The following is a 17,548-nucleotide window of genomic DNA, read 5'->3' on the forward strand; positions in this document are numbered from 1 at the left end:
CTCCATTCGCCTGCAAGCAGGCTCCTACGGGGGGTTGGGTATCTCTGTAGGCGCCTGCTTGCAGGCGAATCGAACCGGCCCGGACTCCCGGTCGCTTACTGAAGCGGAAGAGACGATGGCCGGGCATGGTCAGTCCCACCCCGGAAGGTCGCCGGCCATGCAGGCCTCGATGTCGGCGACGGTCTTGGGGCAGTCGGCGGTGAGGACCTCGCAGCCGTCGCGGGTGACGGCGACGTCGTCTTCGATGCGCACGCCGATGCCGCGCAACTCTTTCGGCGCGTCGCTGTAGGGCCCGAAATACAGCCCGGGCTCCACGGTCATCACCATGCCCGGTTCCAGCTCGCGCCAGGCATCGCCGACGCGGTAGTCGCCGACGTCGTGCACGTCCAGCCCCAGCCAGTGGCCGGTGCGGTGCATGTAGAACGGGCGGTAGGCCTGGTCGCGGATCAGCTTGTCCAGGCGGCCCTTGAGCACGCCCAGCTCCTTGAGCCCGCGGGTCAGTTCGCGCACGGCGGTGGCGTGCGGGGTGTCCCAGTCGTTGCCCGGGCGCACCTGTTCGATGGCAGCAAGCTGGGCGGCGAGCACGCACTCGTAGACCTCGCGCTGGCGGGCGTCGAAACGACCGGAAACCGGAAAGGTCCGGGTGATGTCCGAGGCGTAGCCCTGCACCTCGCAACCGGCATCGATCAGCAGCAGATCACCGGCGTTCAGCTCGGCACGGTTCTCGATGTAGTGCAGGATGCAGCCGTTCTCGCCACCACCAACGATGGAGGGATAGGCCGTCTCGGTGCCGTAACGGTGGAACTCGTGCAGCAGTTCGGCCTCCACCGCAAATTCGGTAAGACCCGGCCGACAGGCCTGCATCGCGCGCACATGCGCCTGCGAGGAGATGGCGGCCGCGTGGCGCATCAGTTTCAGTTCCGGCGCCTTCTTGAACAGCCGCTGCTCATGCAGGTGGTGCTCCACGGCGACGAACTCATGCGGGGCGCGGACCCCGTTGCGCGCCTTCGCGCGTACCCGGTTCACCCAGCCGAACAGGCGCTGATCCAGCGCCTCGTCACGCCCGAAAGGGGCGGCCATTACGGCGCGGTTCTCCAGCATCCCCGGCAGGATCTCGTCGATATCCTCGATCGGAAAGGCGCATTCGGCGCCGAAGGCCGCGATGGCGCCCTCCGGTCCGGCGCGACGCCCCTGCCAGGTCTCCTGGGTCGGGTCGCGGTCTCGACAGAACAGGATGTACTCGCCGGCCGGGCGCCCGGGGGCCAGCACCGCGACGGCATCCGGTTCCGGGAAACCGGTCAGATAGAGGAAGTCGCTATCCTGGCGAAAGGGGTATTCGACATCCCGATTGCGGGTCCGCTCGTGGGCTGCGGGAACGATGATGATCGAATCCGGACCCAGCGCCCGCATCAGGCGCTGACGGCGACGGGCAAATTCGCCCGGAGGAATCTCCGGCATCCGTCCTGGCCGGGGGCTGCGTCGCGCTCCAGTCATTGCATCGGGATCCGTTTCGGGTCATCGGGGGCCAGTTCGTCGGCGATGAGCAGAACCCCTACACGTACGTATTCATTCAGCTCCTCGAAGGCGGCGGCGTTTTCCTCGTCGTCCTCGGGCTCCAGCTCGATGCGTGCGATCTCGGCGAAATCCCGCAGGATCTCGCTGGCCTCGGCCGAGGGCTTGAGCCGACTCAGGCGTGGCATCTGCCCCAACCCGCCGATGAAGCCATCCACCCATTCCGACAGTGCCTGCGCCTGCGCCTCGATGGCGTCGTCTTCGGGCAGTAGCGGACCAAAACCCAGTTCGACGTCGTACAACTGCGCCAGCAACGCACGGCGGATGGCCTCCACCGTTTTGCGGAACTGCTCTCCCGCACCTTCGGTCAGCGGCAGGGCCTCGCCCAGACTCCGCTCCAGCGCCCCGACATCGGCACCCGGGTCCGCCACCAGGCAGCCAGTGAACAGCCCATGGGCCGAGGCCGGTGTCTGGGCAAACCCCATGCTGCGCAGGCCGTGCGCCAGTTGCTCGCGCAAAGCGACAGGGTCTCGCTCCAGGCCATCCTGCGCTTTCGCGTTGCCACCCGCATCGCTGGTCATCAAAAGCCCTCCAGACGGGCTTCGTAGGGAAACAGCAGGAAGCGGTAGAGCTCCTCCCCCACCTGCAAATGGGTGAACTGCGGCTCCCCCAGCTTGATGGCACTGGAACCGGTGGAGGACAGCATGTTGAGGCCGAAGCGCTTCTCCGCGATCAGGTCATTCAGCAACTGTTCCAGCTCCGCGCGCGGCACGGTGCCGGTATTGTCGACAATCCGGCACGGCTTTCCGTTGTGGGCCGTGCCCTCGATGACAGTGGCCTCGGGGCCGGGTTCGGGGGGCTGGGTCATGGGCAAGAACACTCGTCGGGTACACAGTCGTGTGTATTGTGGCCAGCGCGAGCACCGGCCCGCAACAAACCCCGGCATTGCCGGTGTGCGATCACGAAAAAGTGCATGCGTTCCCGCCAGGAACCTGCCGGGCCTGGGCGATCGTCGCGAGCCTGTTGGGAGACCAGGGCCCTTTTGTCGGTCTTTCGGGGCGCCATAGTGGGACTGTGTAACGAGAGAGAGCGAAAAACGGGGCCGCTTTCCCATTCGCGCAGCCGATCCGGCCCAAATCCGACCGGCTGCCAGCATGCGGCCCAAGTTGACGCCTCGCGCGAACCCCTCCTAGACTCCATGGCTCGTATGACCTGCGGCGAAGGCCGCCAGCCAACCGGGACCAAGGCCATGCAGCCGACCGACGACGCCGCGATCGACCCAACCGAGCGCCTGGAGGCCGTCATCACACGCCTGCTGGAAGAACACGCGGCCCTGCGCAAGGAGAATCACCTCCTGCAGGAGCAGGTGCGCCAGCTCAAGAGCGAGCGCGCCGCCTTCAAGGAGCGCAACGAACAGGCCCGCCACCGGGTCGAGAACATGATCGCGCGCCTGCGTTCGATGGAGCACAGCGAATGAGCCAGTCCGAACCCGTCCGCATCTCCATCCTGGGCAAGGAATACCAGATTGCCTGCCCGCCCGAAGAACGCGCCGATCTGTTTGCCTCCGCCAGCGTGATTGACGAACGCATGCGGGAGCTGCGCGACAGTGGGCGAGTGGTGGGCGCCGAGCGGGTCGCGGTGATGGTCGCGCTGAATCTGGCGCATGAGCTGCTGGAATGTCAGCAGCGGGCAAACAGTGCGGATGCGGATTCCGGCGCGCAGTCGGCGCGGCTGATCGATCTGGCCGACCGCATCGAAAAGAGCCTGGACTCCTCGCGCTAGCGCGCCTGCGACCACGCCCCGCGCCGTCCCTTCCACCAGCGAGCCCGGTTACGTCCCGCTACCCACCTCAGCACGACCTCCACCATCCGGCCTACGCGTTGGCTTCGCTTGGCCGCCTGCCTTGAAGTGGAAGGCACCGTAAACACCGACGACGAACCGGGCCTCGCCTCAACAAGGCAGGCGGCAGACCGAGGGCAAACAAACTTTAGCGGCAACGCTGGCCAAGCCAGGGGCGCCGCAGCCGTCCGCATTACAGAGCAGAGCGGGTGCGCGCTAGCGCTTGACGGTGGAGCGCAGCGCGAGACGCACCAGCGTCTCCACCGAGTCGGCCTGGTCGCGGACCGCCGCGACCATCTTCTCGGCACTGGCCCGCGGGTAGCCAAGGGATTCCAGTGCCGCCAGGGCCTCGCCCTCCATCGCCGCGGCCGGCGTGGGCTCACTGCCCGCCGCAGCCCCGGCAGGCGCGGCGGCAAACCCCATCTCGGCGAGGCGCTCGCCCAGTTCCAGGACCACGCGCTCGGCCGTACGCTTGCCGATGCCCGGTACCCGAGTCAGTCCCTTGACGTCGCCACTGCTGATCAGACCGGCCAGCTCGTCGCCGGCGTAGGTGGAGAGCATGGCCAGCGCGAGCTTGGCACCGATGCCATTGACCCGGATTAGGCGCCGGAACAGGTCCCGGTCGCGCTTGTTCAGAAAACCGAACAGTTGATGGGCGTCCTCGCGCACCACAAGATGCGTCGCCAGCACGACCGTCGCGCCCGGCTCCGGCAGCGCCGCCAGCGTGGACAGCGGGACATCGACCTCGTAGCCGACGCCGCCGGCATCGATGACCACGCCGTGAACCTCACGACTGATCAGGGCCCCTTCCAGACGGGCAATCATGAAGCCCCCCCGATCGTGGCGGCGGTGGAATCCAGCAGGCGCGCCGCGTGCTGCCGGGTGTGGGCATGGCAAAGTGCAACGGCCAGGGCGTCGGCGGCATCACTGGTGGCCGGTTCGGACAGACGTAACAGTTGCTGCATCATGTGCTGGACCTGTTCCTTGTCGGCCCCGCCAACACCGACCACGGCCAGCTTGATCGCGCGCGGGGCGTATTCGTGGACCGCCAGCCCGGCCTGGGTAGCGGCGCAGATCGCGGCCCCACGGGCGTGTCCAAGCTTGATCGCGGACTGGGCATTGCGGGCCACGAAGACCGTTTCGATCGCCAGCACGTCGGGCTTCAGCTCCGCGATCACCTCGGCCACACCGGCAAAGATCTCGCCCAAGCGCTCGGGGAAGGCGCTGGCCCTGGGTCGGATCACGCCGTGTCCACAGGAGCGGCCCTGACTGCGGCTGTATTCGACCACCCCGAAGCCGGTGACCCGGGAGCCGGGGTCGATCCCGAGGATACGAATGCTGCTCACATCGCCGCCGGATCAACCGGCACCGGTTTCCGCGGGGAAGTCGGCATTGGTGTAGACGTTCTGCACGTCGTCGAGGTCGTCCAGCATGTCCAGCAGCTTGAGGATGGATTCGGCGGTATCCGCATCCAGCGGCGCCAGGGTATCCGGACGCCAGGTCACCTCCGACTGCTCCGGCTCCAGCCCGCGATCGAGCAGCGCCTGGCGCACGTCCTGATAGGTGTCGGGTTCGGTGATGACCTCGATGGCGCCATCTTCCTCCACCTGCACATCCTCGGCACCGCCTTCCAGTGCGGCCTCCATCACCACCTCGTCATCCAGCCCCGGGCCAAAGCGGATCACACCCTTGTTCTGGAACAGGTAGGCGACCGAGCCATCGGTGCCGAGGTTGCCGCCCATCTTGGAGAAGGCGTGGCGCACCTCGGCCACGGTGCGATTGCGGTTATCGGTCATGCAGTCGACCAGGATGGCCGCGCCACCGGGTCCGTAGCCCTCGTAGCGGATCTCCTCGACGTCGTCACCACCGCTCTCGCCCGCGCCACGTTTGGCCGCGCGTTCGATGGTATCTCGGGTCATGTTTGCACCCAGCGCCTTGTCGACCGCCAGGCGCAGACGCGGGTTGGTCTCCGGGTCCGAGCCGCCCTGGCGCGCGGCCACGGTGATCTCGCGAATCAGCTTGGTAAAGAGTTTGCCGCGCTTGGCGTCCTGGGCATTCTTGCGGTGCTGGATGTTTGCCCATTTGCTGTGGCCTGCCATTGGGTCACGACTCCTTGAGTTGGGTTCGGTGGCAGCGGTGCCGACACAACGCCGAACCGCAGAGTGTGCACAGTCTAATCGCTGGGGCCGCCGTAATCACGAGGCCACCACACGCAGCACCCTGCCGTGCAACCCGTCCGTGCGCACCGCGCCGGGCCGCGGCAAAGCCGGGGCACCCACGGACGTCAGGGCAGGAATTCGCCGACGTCCAGGAAGTGCAGGGTCTCGCGCGCCACGGTGGTGTCGAACAGCATGCCCATGTGCGAGACCGGCAGCGTCAGATGCCGCGAGACATCCGGGCTGCGCGTCTCGTCCACGGCCACGATGCCATCATGCGGGTGCGGCAGACGCGCGAACAGCGGGCCCGGGCCGAACGGCCGACTGCCAGCGAGCATCCCGATCTCGCGCCCGCGCAGGATCGGGCTGCCGCCCAGCAGACCTCGATCCAGCGCCGCACCCAGCCACCAGCAGCCGAGCCGGTTGCGCGCCAGCCGCGCGGCCACCCGGCTGCCCGCCAGCGGCGATCCCAGCATCACGATGCGGCCCGGGCGCTGGACCGGGGCCACCGTGAACAGGTGTCGCACGATAATGCCGCCGAGGCTGTGGGCAACCAAATGCACCAGGTCGCCGGGGACATCCTCAAGGAACGCAGCCAGGGCGCGCGCCGCCTGTTCCGGCGTCTGGCGACGCGAGGCGTAGTGGAAGCGATGAACCTCCAGCCCGCCTGCGCGCAGGCGGCGTTCCAGCCAGGCCAGTTCCATGCCCGGCATGTGCCAGCCATGGACCGTGACCACGCTGGCGCGCATGCCGGTCACAGGGGGAGGCGCCTATCCGGCCTGCTGGGTGGCACTGGCGCGCAGGCGGATGCCCAGCTCGCGCAACTGCTTCTCGCCCACCGGCGCCGGGGCGTCGGTCAGCAGGCAGGCGGCGGTCTGGGTCTTGGGGAAGGCCATTACGTCGCGAATGGAGTGGGCGCCGCTCATCAGCATCACCAGGCGGTCCAGGCCGAAGGCCAAGCCGCCGTGCGGCGGGGCACCGAACTCCAGCGCATCCAGCAGGAAGCCGAACTTCTCGCGCGCCTCATCCTCGCCGATGCCCAGGGCCTCGAACGCGGCCCACTGCATCTCGGGGCTGTGGATACGGATCGAGCCGCCGCCCACCTCGGTGCCGTTGAGCACCATGTCGTAGGCGCGGGACAGGGCCTCGCGCGGGTTGTTGCGCAGATCGTCCGGGCGGTCCACCGCCGGGGCGGTGAACGGGTGATGCAGGGCGTACAGGCGCTTGTCCTCGTCGTCGTACTCGAACATCGGGAAGTCGACGACCCATAGCGGCTTCCAGCCCGCCTCGACCATGTCCAGGTCGTGGCCGAGCTTCACGCGCAGCGCACCGATCGCCTCGTTGACCACCGAGGCCTTGTCCGCACCGAAGAAGATCAGGTCGCCGGCGGCGACCGCGGTCTTCTCGAGGATCTGCCGGGTCACGTCCTCCGGGAGGAATTTCAGGATCGGCGACTGCAGACCGCCCGCGAGATCCGTCGGGTCGTTGACCTTGATGTAAGCCAGGCCCTTCGCGCCGTAGCGGCCAACGTACTCGGTGTAGACGTCGATCTCCTTGCGCGTGAGCTTCGCCCCGCCCGGCACGCGCAGCGCGGCCACGCGGCCCTCGGGGTCGTTCGCGGGGCCGTTGAAGACCTTGAACTCCACCGCCTGCATCACCTCGGTCAGCTCGGTGAACTCCAGCGGGATGCGCAGATCGGGCTTGTCCGATCCGAAACGGGCCATCGCCTCGGCGTAGGCCATGCGCGGGAACGGATCGGGCAGCTCCACGCCCTGCACCTCTCGGAACAGGTGCCGGATCAGGCCCTCGGTCACGTCCATCACGTCGGCCTCGTCGACAAAGGCCATCTCCATATCCAGCTGGGTGAACTCCGGCTGGCGATCGGCGCGCAGGTCCTCGTCGCGGAAGCAGCGGGTGATCTGGTAGTAGCGGTCCATGCCGGACATCATCAGCAGCTGCTTGAACAGCTGCGGCGACTGCGGCAGGGCAAAGAAGCTGCCCGGATGCGTGCGGCTGGGCACCAGGTAGTCGCGCGCGCCCTCCGGCGTGGCCCTGGTCAGCATCGGGGTCTCGAGGTCGAGGAAATCGCGTTCCTCGAGGAAGCGGCGCATGGCCGCGGAGACCTTTGCGCGCAGGCGCAGGCGCTCCTGCATCACCGGGCGGCGCAGGTCCACGTAGCGATAGCGCAGGCGGGTATCCTCGCCGACGTCCTCGTCGTCCAGCGGGAACGGCGGGGTCTTCGCGGCGTTCAGGACCTCCAGCTCCAGCCCCAGGATCTCCACCGCGCCGGTGGACAGGTCGTAGTTCTCGGTGCCCTCGGGGCGCCGCCGTACACGGCCGGTCATGCGGATCACGAACTCGCTGCGCAACTGCTCGGCACGGGCGAAGACCTCCTCGCGGTCGGGATCGAATACCACCTGCACCCGACCGGTGTGATCACGCAGGTCGACGAAGATCACGCCGCCGTGGTCACGCCGGCGGTTGACCCAGCCGCAAAGGGTCACCTCCGAGTCGAGTTCGTTCTCGGTGACACGTCCACACAGATGAGTTCGCATTGCGCTGTTCCAGCCGAAGGGCGCCCCGTCCGGGGCTGCACGGTTAGTCGGGAAGGCGGGGCGAACATGGCGTTCGCGCCCGCGAAAAGGCCGGAAATCTTACGATTTGCCCTGCCCTTGCGCAACCGGAGCCGGGGCATCGTCCATGCTTCTGAGCGGGGTCACAACCCCCATGGACATCACGAACTTGAGGCCGTCTTCCACCGTCATGTCGAGTTCGACGGCCTCCTCGTGCGGCACCATCAGCACGAAACCGGAGGTCGGGTTGGGGGTGGTCGGGACGAACACGGTGATCACCTTGTGTTCGGTGCGTTCCTGCACCTCGCCGGTTCCAACGCCGGTCATGAAACCCACCGACCACAGGCCGCGGCGCGGGTATTCGATCAGCACGACCTTGCGAAAGGCCTGGCCTCCGTCGGAAAACACCGTCTCGGTGACCTGCTTGACCGCACCATAGATCGAGCTGACCAGCGGGATGCGATGCACGATGGCCTCGCCCAGCGCGACCAGCTTGCGCCCGACGATATTGGCCACTACCACGCCGGTCACGAACACGACCGCTACGGCCAGTACGATGCCGGCCCCCGGAATAGAAAAGCCCAGGATCGCCTCCGGCCGCCAGCCCGGCGGCAGGAGAAGAATGGTGAAGTCCAGCAGGTCGACCAGCAGCTTGATTATGAAGCCGGTGACGATCAGCGGCAGCCAGACCAGTAGCCCTGCAATCAGGTAGCGGCGCAGGGAAACCAGCACGGATCAGCTACCGGTCTTGGCACTGCCGGAGGATGCCGATTCCGACTTCTTCGCACTGCTGCCACTGGTACTGCCACCCTCCTTCAGATTGCGCTTGCCATCCTTCTTGAAGTCGGTCTCGTACCAGCCACCGCCCGCCAGGCGGAAACCGGCCGCCGACACCTGCTTGGTCAGGGACTCGGCACCGCACGCGGGACAAACGCTGGCCGGCGGATCGGAAATCTTCTGCAGGATCTCGGAGATCTGACCGCATTCCTTGCACTGATATTCGTAAATGGGCATGGCTGGAATCCTCGAAATACATCCACGACAACACGGGTTGACGCGTATTATGCGGCCGTTTTTCGGGAATAAAAGGCCTTCCTTATTGGCCGTCCGTGTTTGCGCCGCAAAGCCTCAGCGCGGATCATTCCCCCGACAACGAGGGGAAACACGGACCGTGTGCCCACGCTTACTGCAGCGTCGCCTTTGCGTACGGCTGGTGCGCGGCGGATTGCCGCGCAACGGCACTGCACGAGCAGCACATCGATTCGCGTACACACCCGCACGGGCACCCCGGATTTTCCGGGGCACCGCAACGACCGCACAAGGACCCGACATGGCCGAAAAGATCGTGATCATGCTGCTGAACCTGGACCTCGACCGCCCCGGCACCCTGGGCGCCCCGTTTTTCCAGGCCACCGTCGCCTCCGCGATGGATCTCGAGGTCGAGATCTACTTCGCCGCCGGCACCACCCGCCTGCTGCGCCAGGGCGTGGCCGACAAGATCTACCCCGGCGAGGCGCAGGAAAAGTCGGTCTACAGCTTCATGCAGGATGCCCACGAGGCCGGCTGCCGCTTCTACGCCTGTGCAGGTGCGATGGACGAGAACGGCCTGACCCTGGAGAACGCGGTACCCGAACTGGACGGAATGCGCGGCGGCGGCGCCTTCATTGGCGAAGTCGTCGAGGACGACGTTGCGACGCTGACCTACTGACGCCGCCACGATGAGCCCGTCCACCTCACGCGCAGTCCTGATCACCGGCTGTTCCACGGGCATCGGGGCCTGCACCGCCCGCATACTCCGGGAGCGCGGCTACCGGGTCTTCGCGACTGCACGCCGCAGCGAGGATGTCGCACGGCTGAAACAGGAAGGCTTCGAGGCATTGCAACTGGACCTCCTCGACTCCGCCAGCATCCACGGCGCGGTGGCCGAAGTCCTCCACCGTACCGATGGGCACCTCTACGCCCTGTTCAACAACGGCGCCTATGGCCAGCCCGGCGCAGTGGAGGACCTGAACCGCGCCACCCTGCGCGCGCAACTGGAGACCAACGTGCTCGGCTGGCTGGAACTGACCAACGCCGTGCTGCCCGCGATGCGCCGCGCCGGCGAGGGCCGCATCATCCAGAATTCCTCGGTGCTCGGCCTTGTCGCGCTGCGCCTGCGCGGGGCCTACGTGACCTCCAAGTTCGCGATCGAGGGCATGAGCGACACCCTGCGCCAGGAACTGCACGGCACCGGGATTCACGTTGCACTGATCGAACCCGGGCCGATCCGCAGCGAATTCCGTGCCAACGCACTGAAGGCCTTTCGCTACCACATCCAGCGCGACCACAGCCCGTGGCACGAGACCTACCGCGCCGCGGAGGCTCGCATGGCGAACGCGGAGGCCGACGCCCCCTTCACGCTGGGGCCCGAGGCGGTCGCGCGCTGTGTGGTCCATGCGCTGGAGGCCCGGCGCCCACGCGTGCGCTACCACGTGACCTTCCCGACCCGTCTGTTCGCCTTCCTCAGGTGGCTGCTGCCGGCACGGGCAATGGACGCCGTACTGCGCGGCGTATCACGCGGGGAGAACCGCTGATGCGCGCACGTCCGGGGGCGGGCCTCGCATGAACCTGATCTTTCTCGCCCTGATCGTGATCGCCGTGGCCACGGCCGCGATCCGCGAGATCCGCTCGACCGATCCCGATGAACGCCCGATGCAGGCCCTGTCAGAGGGTGCGATCGATGCCGCCGGCTCGGCGGTAGAACTGGCACTGGGGCTGGTCGGGGTAATGGCGCTGTTTCTCGGTCTGATGAAGATCGCCGAGGCCGGCGGCTTGCTGACCGTGCTGGCACGCTTGCTGCGCCCATTGATGATCCGCCTGTTCCCCTCAGTGCCACCCGAGCACCCGGCCATGGGCGCGATGATCCTGAACTTCTCTGCCAACATCCTGGGCCTGGGCAACGCCGCGACACCCTTCGGCATTCGCGCGATGCAGGAACTGGAGAAACTGAACCCGCACCCCGGCACGGCGACCAACGCCATGGCCCTGTTCCTGGCGATCAACACCTCCAGCATCACCTTGCTGCCCACCGGCGTCATCGCGCTGCGCGCCTCGCTGGGTTCCGAAGCGCCTGCCGCGATCCTGCCGACCACCCTGTTCGCCACCCTGTTCGCGACCATCGCCGGCATCACCAGCGCCCTGATCCTGCAACGCTACTTCCGCAGCCCGCCCCCTACACGCAGCCCGGACACGGGCGCCGCCACCACGGACTCGGGGGCGCCGGAAGACACAGCCCTGCAGGACGAAAAGACCGGAACCGGGACGGCCGCCCACGCGCATCGCGAACCGGATGACCAGCCAACCGACCAGCAGCCCATGAACATCGAGGTGCCCGCCGAGGGGTACCCCGCCTGGGTCTCGATCCTGGTCCTGCTGGGGGTGCTGGCGATCATCCCGCTGACCATCCTGTACGGCCAGGCGATCGCACCCTGGATCATTCCGGGACTGGTGGTCGGCTTCCTGTCCTACGGGGTGATCCGCGGGGTTCCGGTATACGAGGTATTCGTGGAAGGGGCCAAAGAGGGCTTCAACGTCGCCCTGCGCATCATCCCCTACCTGGTCGCGATCCTGGTCGCGGTGGGGATGCTGCGCGAGAGCGGCGCGCTGGGGATGTTCGTCGGCCTGATCGGGCCGGTGACCACGCCGTTCGGCCTGCCGGCCGAGGCCCTGCCGATGGCACTGCTGCGGCCCCTGTCCGGCTCCGGCGCCTACGGCATCATGGCCGGCATCATGCAGGACCCGGCCACCGGTCCGGACACCCATGTCGGCATCCTGGTGTCCACCCTGCAGGGTTCAACCGAGACCACCTTTTACGTACTCGCGGTGTACTTCGGCGCGATCGGCGTCAAACGCGTCCGCCACACCCTCGCCGCCGCACTGAGCGCCGATGCAGTCGCCGTGATTGCAGCCGTGGCAATCGTGGGATTCCTTTTCCTTTAAAGAAAAAATGCCTTCTTGCTTCGAAACGACGTTCAGCCGATCTCGGGGATGGTTTGCTCCCGGACCGGTACCCTTCCACCGCCGAGGCCAGGGTGCGGTTGAGGGACGCTGGATCAGAACACCCGGGCTGCGCGCTGATCGAGGGCGTGTGCGAAGGGGCCTGGCCAGAGGCCCTGGCCGCACACGGGATATCAATACGTGGGCAGGAACCGCGTCGCAGCGCGTCAGTATCAGGATGACTACGCGGCAGCCCCCTCGCATCACGCACACGCAAAAAAGCCGTGCTGCATGTACATGCAGCACGGCTTGTCCCTGCTCAAGGCGCTCGGAACCTCAGTTGGGCGGTCCGCCGGGATTGATGTCCTTGTCCTTGACGATGAAGTAAACACCGATCGCGGCCAGCGCCATCCACAGCAACAGCGCAACAACCCCCAGGTATTCCCACAGGGCAACGAAGAAAAAAAGCATCAACGCGGCAGCGCCGAGAAAGATATTGCCGATCACGAAATTCGAGGGACGGCGGGATCCGTTGTCGGACATTCCTGGCTCCTGAGCAAGCAGCGCGTGGGCCGCTACTGTTTCTTGTAAGGGGCGAAGTCGAACTGTCCGGCCGTCATGTCATCCCAGAGATCGCTCTGCAGCACAGCCAGCAGCTTGAACAGCTTGCGCAATTCCGGGTCATCCATGAAACGCTGATCCTCGCTGGCCTTCAGTGTCTCCACCAGCGTTGCACACTGTTCACGGCTGATACCGAGGACATTCAGGCCCTCTTCTCCCATCTCGACATCCATCGAGCATCTCCGGTTCGTTCGTTTGAAGGCAGCCGCATTGTAACGGCTCGCGCAGCAGCCGCGAAGACACGGACCACTGACAACGGCATTGCGCCCGCAGGCGCAATGCCGGCTACCCCTACGCCGCCTGGGCCCGGATCAGATCAACCCGGTTACGCACGTACAGGTAGTACAGCACCGGGATGATCACCAGCGTCAGCAGCGTGGAGACGAACACGCCGAAGATCAGCGAGATCGCCAGGCCGGAGAAGATCGGGTCATCGAGGATGAACCCGGCGCCGACCATTGCCGCCAGCCCGGTCAGGACGATGGGCTTGGCACGTACCGCACCCGCATGGATCACTGCCTCGATCACGTCCACACCACGGCGGATCTCGTCGTTGATGAAGTCCACCAGCAGGATCGAGTTGCGCACGATAATCCCGGCCAGCGCGATCATCCCGATCATGGAGGTCGCAGTGAACTTGGCATCCATGATGAAGGCATCCATGAACGCATGTCCCGGCAGCACCCCGATCACCGTCAGCGGGATCGGCGCCATGATGATCAGCGGCACCATGTACGAGCGGAACTGCGCGACCACCAGCAGGTAGATCAGGAGCAGACCCACCGAGTAGGCAATACCCATGTCACGGAAGGTCTCGTAGGTCACCTGCCATTCGCCATCCCACTTCAACGAGAAGTTGTACGGGTTGTCCGGCTGGCTGATGAACAACTGCTCCAGCGGCTCGCCATAGACCATCGGCTTGTCACGCATGCCGAAGAACATCTCGAACATCCCGTACAGCGGGCTGTCCAGCCCGCCCGCCAGGTCGCCCATCACGTACACCACGGGCAGCAGGTTCTTGTGATGGATCGAGTGCTCGAGGGTGGAGTCCACCACATTGACGACCTCGGACAGCGGGACCAGGGTGCCATCACGCGAACGCACCTTGAGCCCCAGCACCGGAGCCAGACTGCCCTTCTCGGTCTGATCGAATTCGAGCCGTACGGGCACCGCGTACTTCACGTTGGAACCGTAGAGATAGGTCACGTCTTCCCCGGACAGCGAGGTCTCGATCGCCTGCACCACCGCCTGCTGGGACACGCCCAGTCGTGCGGCCCGCTCGCGGTCCACCTGCAGGATCTTCTTCGGCCCCGGATATTCCACCGAGTCGTCGATGTCGGTGATGTCGTCGGTGTTCTCGAACACCTCCCGCACCCGCTGCGCGATCTCGATCTGGCCGTCGTAATCCGGACCGTAGATCTCCGCCACGATCGGCGACATCACCGGCGGCCCCGGCGGGACCTCGACGACCTTGACCGCCGCATCGTGACGATCGGCAATCGCGTTGATCGCCTCGCGCACGCCCAGCGCCACATCATGGCTCTTGCGGCTGCGTTCGGAGGCATCTACCAGATTCACCTGGATGTCGCCCACATGCGAACCCTCGCGCAGGTAGTACTGCCGCACCAGACCATTGAAATTGATCGGCGCCGCGGTGCCCGCGTAGGTCTGCACGTTGTGCACCTCGGGGACGCTCTTCAGGTAATCGCCCATCTCCGCCAGCACCATGGAGGTGCGCTCCAGACTGGTGCCCTCGGGCATGTCCAGCACAACCTGGAACTCCGACTTGTCATCGAAGGGCAGCATCTTCATGACCACCAGCTGGAAATACGCCAGCGAGACGGAACCGAGGATCAGCAACAGGGTCCCCACCCACAGCGCCAGACGGTTGACCGTCTTGCGACCGCCGGTCCCGAGAAACGGCAGCAGCAGGGTGTTGAAGATCTTCATCAAGCCGGCGGAGGCACTCTCGCTTTCCGGAGCATGACCGCCGGTCGCCGGGGCGGCATGCTCATGCTGCTCGGCCTGACGGCGCAGGACCTTGTAGGTCAGCCAGGGGGTAACCACGTACGCCACCGCCAGCGAGATGATCATCCCCATCGAGGCGTTGATCGGGATCGGGCTCATGTACGGGCCCATCAGGCCGGTCACGAAGGCCATCGGCAGCAGCGCCGCGATCACCGCAAAGGTCGCGAGGATTGTCGGACCACCGACCTCATCCACCGCCAGCGGGATGGCCTCGAGGAACTTCTTGCCGCCCTGAACCATATGCCGGTGGATGTTCTCCACCACCACGATCGCATCGTCCACCAGTATCCCGATGGAGAAGATCAGGGCGAACAGCGACACACGGTTGAGAGTGAATCCGTAGGCCCAGGAGGCGAACAGTGTGATCGCCAGTGTGATCACCACTGCCACACCGACAATGAAGGCCTCGCGCCAGCCCAGCGCGATCCAGACCAGGATCACCACCGAAGCGGTCGCCAGGATCAACTTCTGGATCAGGGTGTTCGCCTTGTCATCCGCGGTCGCACCGTAGTTGCGGGTAATCGTGGTCTCGATACCATCCGGGATGTAGGTGCCCCGCAGCTGGTCCAGTCGATCGATCAGGGCATCGGCGATATCCGGGGCATTCGTGCCCGGCTGCTTGGCAATCGCGACGGTCACCGCCGGGTGGGTTTCGCCATGGATGGCGCGGTCGGCGGCGGCACCATAGGCAAAGCGCACCTGCTCGGTCGGGTAGGCCGGTCCCTGCACCACCTCGGCCACGTCATCCAGATAAATCGGACGCTCGTCCTGGATGCCGACGACCAGTCCACCGAAGGCCGACGGCTCGGTAATGAAGTCGCCGGCCTGGATCAGGATCTCCTGATCGTCCTGGTAAATCTGCCCGGCATCTCGCGAGAAATTGGAGACCTGCAGGCTGTCGCGGAGGTCATCGACCGACAAGCCGTAGGCCGACAGTGTCTCCGGATTAAAGCGCACGTGAACCACGTGCTCCGGCCCGCCCACGGTGTAGATGTCTCGGGTGCCCGGTACGCGCTTGAGCTCGGATTCCAGCGCGTGTGCCACGCGCTGCAGGTCATGCCCGCCCCGCTCCGGGTCTTCGGTCCACAGCGTCACGTTGACGATCGGCACGTCATCGATGCCCATGGGCTTGATGATCGGCTCACCGACACCCAGCCCATCGGGCAGCCAGTCCTGGTTGGAGAACACCTGCGTGTACAGACGCACCAGCGCTGCGGTGCGATCTTCGCCCACCTTGAACTGGATGGTGACCTGCGCCATGTTCGGGCGCGAAACCGAGTAGATGTCGTCGATCCCCTCGATTTCCGAGAGCACCTGTTCGGCCGGCGTCGAGACCAGTTCCGAGACCTCCTCTGCGCTCGCCCCGGGGAACGGGATAAACACGTCGGCCATGGTCACGTTGATCTGCGGCTCTTCCTCGCGCGGGGTCACCATGATCGCGAACAGGCCCAGAAGCAGGCCGATCAAGGCCAACAGCGGCGTGATCTGGGTGGTCAGGAAGGCCTTGGCAATACGGCCGGAAATACCCATGCGGCCCTCTGCCGCGTCGGTGCTGGCATCACTCATCGGCGCTCACCTGCTGGTGTTCCTTCAGCCAGATCTGGGCATGAATCGGGTCCAGTGCCACACGCTCGCCTTCCATCAGACCGCCATGGATCTCGATCATCCCGTCGTGCTGACGCCCCACACGTACCTGGCGAAAGCTCACACGATCGTCGTCATCCACCACATACACGGCCACCACCTCGCTGCGGTACACCACGGCCTCCGTGGGCACCAGCAACCGCTCGACGTCGTCGACCACAAAAGCGGTCTTGGCGAACATGCCGGGGAACAGCCCCAGATCCTGCTGCTCCTGCAGATTCACACGGACACGAAAAGTGGAGCTGGCCGGATCGGCATAGGGGAAGATGGTCAGACTCTCGGCCATCACACGATCACCGTTCAGCAACACCTCGGCCGTACGCTGCTCGCGCACCCGATGGATCAGCCGTTGCGGCACGTCCACCGTCACCCGCAGTTGATCGAGGCTGATACCCGACACCAGCGGTGAACCGGGGCTAACCGATTCGCCGACCTCGACATGGCGTTCCGTCACGATGCCCGAGTACGGTGCATACACCTCGGTATAGCCCAGCTGCTCGCGGGCCTCTTCAACCCGGCCCTCAGCGGAACGCAGACGCGCCCGGGCCGACGCCAGACCGGCTTCGGCACGATCGAACTCCGAGCGCGACACCGCCCCGCGTTCGAACACATCCTCGATGCGTTCGAATTCCGAGCGCGCCTCGTTGAGGCGGGCCCGGGCATCGGCCACGTCACCTTCCGCCTGGCTCAAACGCGCCTGCTGCTCGGTGTCACTGAGCCGGACCAGCAGTTCGTCGGCCTCGACAAAGTCGTCGACATCCACGTAGATCTCGCGAATACGACCGGAAGTCTGAGCGGAGATCGTGGAACGCTGCACGGCCTCTACCCGACCATCCAGGATACGTTCCTGGATGATCGAATGACGTTCGGCGGTGGCCGTCTCGAACGGGAGTTCTGCCTGCGCCGACAACGGCAGCAGCAGCATGGCCCAGAGGGCCGGACGCATCCGGTTTTTTAACATGGTGGCGTTATTTCCTTGCGCTGGTGTCGCGACCCGGACCGCCGTTGACACTGGCCCGGCCCTTCCGCGAACTTAATATTAGTAAATGGTAATATACTGCTTGATGATATCTGGCGCAATGCCCGCAGGCCAGCGCCCCCCCTCGGATCGCATCCATCCATCTTCCCTGCGCGGAGTATAGTCAAGCTCTCCGATCTTTCACGCGGCCGCGGGCAGCCCGCCGTATTGACGCGATCATC

At 65.7% G+C, this 17,548-nt stretch carries 19 protein-coding genes; 5 read left to right on the forward strand and 14 right to left on the reverse strand.

Annotated elements, in window-relative coordinates:
* Positions 1 to 129 precede the first annotated feature (129 nt).
* Genes pepP through G332_RS0102780 form a run of 3 tightly spaced genes read right to left on the reverse strand, consistent with a single transcriptional unit; the run spans position 130 to position 2,380 of the window.
* Positions 130 to 1,458 carry a Xaa-Pro aminopeptidase gene (gene pepP / locus G332_RS0102770; RefSeq protein ID WP_019625475.1) on the reverse strand — a complete coding sequence of 443 codons (1,329 nt, stop codon included), beginning with the start codon at positions 1,456 to 1,458 and terminating at the stop codon, positions 130 to 132.
* A 32-nt stretch (positions 1,459 to 1,490) separates the two neighbouring features.
* Positions 1,491 to 2,093 carry a UPF0149 family protein gene (locus G332_RS0102775; protein ID WP_019625476.1) on the reverse strand — a complete coding sequence of 201 codons (603 nt, stop codon included), beginning with the start codon at positions 2,091 to 2,093 and terminating at the stop codon, positions 1,491 to 1,493.
* The gene (locus G332_RS0102780) at positions 2,093 to 2,380 is read right to left on the reverse strand and encodes a hypothetical protein (RefSeq protein ID WP_019625477.1); all 288 of its coding nucleotides are present in this window, start codon (positions 2,378 to 2,380) and stop codon (positions 2,093 to 2,095) included. Before G332_RS0102780 ends, G332_RS0102775 begins: the two co-directional genes overlap by 1 nt.
* Positions 2,381 to 2,761: 381 nt before the next feature.
* On the opposite strand from G332_RS0102780, the gene G332_RS0102785 reads away from it, so the two are divergent.
* Together G332_RS0102785 and G332_RS0102790 are read left to right on the forward strand one after the other, a co-directional pair.
* On the forward strand, positions 2,762 to 2,989 hold the full coding sequence (locus G332_RS0102785; RefSeq protein WP_026340540.1) for a cell division protein ZapB: 228 nt from the start codon (positions 2,762 to 2,764) through the stop codon (positions 2,987 to 2,989).
* Positions 2,986 to 3,294: a cell division protein ZapA gene (locus tag G332_RS0102790; RefSeq protein ID WP_019625479.1), complete on the forward strand. Its 309-nt coding sequence runs from the start codon at positions 2,986 to 2,988 to the stop codon at positions 3,292 to 3,294. Before G332_RS0102785 ends, G332_RS0102790 begins: the two co-directional genes overlap by 4 nt.
* A 273-nt stretch (positions 3,295 to 3,567) precedes the next feature.
* Here G332_RS0102790 and ruvA read toward each other — a convergent pair whose 3' ends face one another.
* The 7 genes from ruvA to G332_RS0102825 form a co-directional block, all read right to left on the reverse strand.
* Positions 3,568 to 4,176 carry a Holliday junction branch migration protein RuvA gene (ruvA, locus tag G332_RS0102795; protein WP_019625480.1) on the reverse strand — a complete coding sequence of 203 codons (609 nt, stop codon included), beginning with the start codon at positions 4,174 to 4,176 and terminating at the stop codon, positions 3,568 to 3,570.
* Positions 4,173 to 4,688 (reverse strand): crossover junction endodeoxyribonuclease RuvC, encoded by a 516-nt coding sequence (ruvC, locus tag G332_RS0102800; protein WP_026340541.1) that lies wholly within the window; start codon positions 4,686 to 4,688, stop codon positions 4,173 to 4,175. Before ruvC ends, ruvA begins: the two co-directional genes overlap by 4 nt.
* 21 nt (positions 4,689 to 4,709) lie before the next feature.
* Positions 4,710 to 5,450, reverse strand: a complete 741-nt coding sequence (locus tag G332_RS0102805) for a YebC/PmpR family DNA-binding transcriptional regulator (protein WP_019625482.1) — start codon at positions 5,448 to 5,450, stop codon at positions 4,710 to 4,712.
* A gap of 185 nt (positions 5,451 to 5,635) precedes the next feature.
* Positions 5,636 to 6,265 carry a triacylglycerol lipase gene (locus G332_RS0102810; protein ID WP_026340542.1) on the reverse strand — a complete coding sequence of 210 codons (630 nt, stop codon included), beginning with the start codon at positions 6,263 to 6,265 and terminating at the stop codon, positions 5,636 to 5,638.
* A gap of 12 nt (positions 6,266 to 6,277) precedes the next feature.
* A complete protein-coding gene (gene aspS, locus G332_RS0102815) occupies positions 6,278 to 8,062 on the reverse strand; it encodes an aspartate--tRNA ligase (RefSeq protein ID WP_019625484.1) in 1,785 nt (594 codons plus the stop codon).
* A gap of 99 nt (positions 8,063 to 8,161) precedes the next feature.
* Entirely contained in the window at positions 8,162 to 8,812 is a 651-nt protein-coding gene (locus G332_RS0102820) for a DUF502 domain-containing protein (RefSeq protein WP_019625485.1), read from the reverse strand.
* A 3-nt stretch (positions 8,813 to 8,815) separates the two neighbouring features.
* Entirely contained in the window at positions 8,816 to 9,094 is a 279-nt protein-coding gene (locus tag G332_RS0102825; protein ID WP_019625486.1) for an FmdB family zinc ribbon protein, read from the reverse strand.
* Positions 9,095 to 9,410: 316 nt separating this feature from the next.
* On the opposite strand from G332_RS0102825, the gene G332_RS0102830 reads away from it, so the two are divergent.
* The 3 genes from G332_RS0102830 to G332_RS0102840 are packed head-to-tail and all read left to right on the forward strand — an operon-like array spanning position 9,411 to position 12,058.
* Positions 9,411 to 9,788: a DsrE family protein gene (locus G332_RS0102830; RefSeq protein WP_019625487.1), complete on the forward strand. Its 378-nt coding sequence runs from the start codon at positions 9,411 to 9,413 to the stop codon at positions 9,786 to 9,788.
* A 10-nt stretch (positions 9,789 to 9,798) separates the two neighbouring features.
* The gene (locus G332_RS0102835; protein WP_019625488.1) at positions 9,799 to 10,653 is read left to right on the forward strand and encodes an SDR family oxidoreductase; all 855 of its coding nucleotides are present in this window, start codon (positions 9,799 to 9,801) and stop codon (positions 10,651 to 10,653) included.
* A 28-nt stretch (positions 10,654 to 10,681) separates the two neighbouring features.
* A complete protein-coding gene (locus G332_RS0102840) occupies positions 10,682 to 12,058 on the forward strand; it encodes a nucleoside recognition domain-containing protein (protein ID WP_019625489.1) in 1,377 nt (458 codons plus the stop codon).
* A gap of 333 nt (positions 12,059 to 12,391) precedes the next feature.
* On the opposite strand, the gene G332_RS0102845 is transcribed toward G332_RS0102840, so the two are convergent.
* The 4 genes from G332_RS0102845 to G332_RS0102860 form a co-directional block, all read right to left on the reverse strand.
* Positions 12,392 to 12,598, reverse strand: coding sequence for a hypothetical protein (locus G332_RS0102845; protein ID WP_019625490.1), 207 nt, complete (start codon positions 12,596 to 12,598; stop codon positions 12,392 to 12,394).
* A gap of 32 nt (positions 12,599 to 12,630) precedes the next feature.
* Positions 12,631 to 12,849: a hypothetical protein gene (locus G332_RS0102850; protein ID WP_018867447.1), complete on the reverse strand. Its 219-nt coding sequence runs from the start codon at positions 12,847 to 12,849 to the stop codon at positions 12,631 to 12,633.
* 118 nt (positions 12,850 to 12,967) lie between these two features.
* Positions 12,968 to 16,270, reverse strand: a complete 3,303-nt coding sequence (locus G332_RS0102855) for an efflux RND transporter permease subunit (protein WP_019625491.1) — start codon at positions 16,268 to 16,270, stop codon at positions 12,968 to 12,970.
* Positions 16,263 to 17,294 (reverse strand): efflux RND transporter periplasmic adaptor subunit, encoded by a 1,032-nt coding sequence (locus G332_RS0102860; RefSeq protein WP_019625492.1) that lies wholly within the window; start codon positions 17,292 to 17,294, stop codon positions 16,263 to 16,265. The genes G332_RS0102855 and G332_RS0102860 overlap by 8 nt, the downstream gene beginning before the upstream one ends.
* Positions 17,295 to 17,548 lie beyond the last annotated feature (254 nt).

This window comes from Thioalkalivibrio sp. ALJT, from assembly GCF_000381825.1.
Taxonomy (GTDB): Bacteria; Pseudomonadota; Gammaproteobacteria; order Ectothiorhodospirales; family Ectothiorhodospiraceae; genus Thioalkalivibrio.

Coding starts and splice junctions, on each gene's coding strand:
- G332_RS0102785 (WP_026340540.1), top strand. CDS start 2,762: ATGCAGCCGACCGACGACGCCGCGATCGACCCAACCGAGCGCCTGGAG.
- G332_RS0102850 (WP_018867447.1), bottom strand. CDS start 12,849: ATGGATGTCGAGATGGGAGAAGAGGGCCTGAATGTCCTCGGTATCAGC.
- pepP (WP_019625475.1), bottom strand. CDS start 1,458: ATGCCGGAGATTCCTCCGGGCGAATTTGCCCGTCGCCGTCAGCGCCTG.
- G332_RS0102835 (WP_019625488.1), top strand. CDS start 9,799: ATGAGCCCGTCCACCTCACGCGCAGTCCTGATCACCGGCTGTTCCACG.
- G332_RS0102855 (WP_019625491.1), bottom strand. CDS start 16,270: ATGAGTGATGCCAGCACCGACGCGGCAGAGGGCCGCATGGGTATTTCC.
- G332_RS0102840 (WP_019625489.1), top strand. CDS start 10,682: ATGAACCTGATCTTTCTCGCCCTGATCGTGATCGCCGTGGCCACGGCC.
- G332_RS0102790 (WP_019625479.1), top strand. CDS start 2,986: ATGAGCCAGTCCGAACCCGTCCGCATCTCCATCCTGGGCAAGGAATAC.
- G332_RS0102825 (WP_019625486.1), bottom strand. CDS start 9,094: ATGCCCATTTACGAATATCAGTGCAAGGAATGCGGTCAGATCTCCGAG.
- G332_RS0102780 (WP_019625477.1), bottom strand. CDS start 2,380: ATGACCCAGCCCCCCGAACCCGGCCCCGAGGCCACTGTCATCGAGGGC.
- ruvA (WP_019625480.1), bottom strand. CDS start 4,176: ATGATTGCCCGTCTGGAAGGGGCCCTGATCAGTCGTGAGGTTCACGGC.
- aspS (WP_019625484.1), bottom strand. CDS start 8,062: ATGCGAACTCATCTGTGTGGACGTGTCACCGAGAACGAACTCGACTCG.
- G332_RS0102860 (WP_019625492.1), bottom strand. CDS start 17,294: ATGCGTCCGGCCCTCTGGGCCATGCTGCTGCTGCCGTTGTCGGCGCAG.
- G332_RS0102775 (WP_019625476.1), bottom strand. CDS start 2,093: ATGACCAGCGATGCGGGTGGCAACGCGAAAGCGCAGGATGGCCTGGAG.
- G332_RS0102830 (WP_019625487.1), top strand. CDS start 9,411: ATGGCCGAAAAGATCGTGATCATGCTGCTGAACCTGGACCTCGACCGC.
- G332_RS0102805 (WP_019625482.1), bottom strand. CDS start 5,450: ATGGCAGGCCACAGCAAATGGGCAAACATCCAGCACCGCAAGAATGCC.
- G332_RS0102845 (WP_019625490.1), bottom strand. CDS start 12,598: ATGTCCGACAACGGATCCCGCCGTCCCTCGAATTTCGTGATCGGCAAT.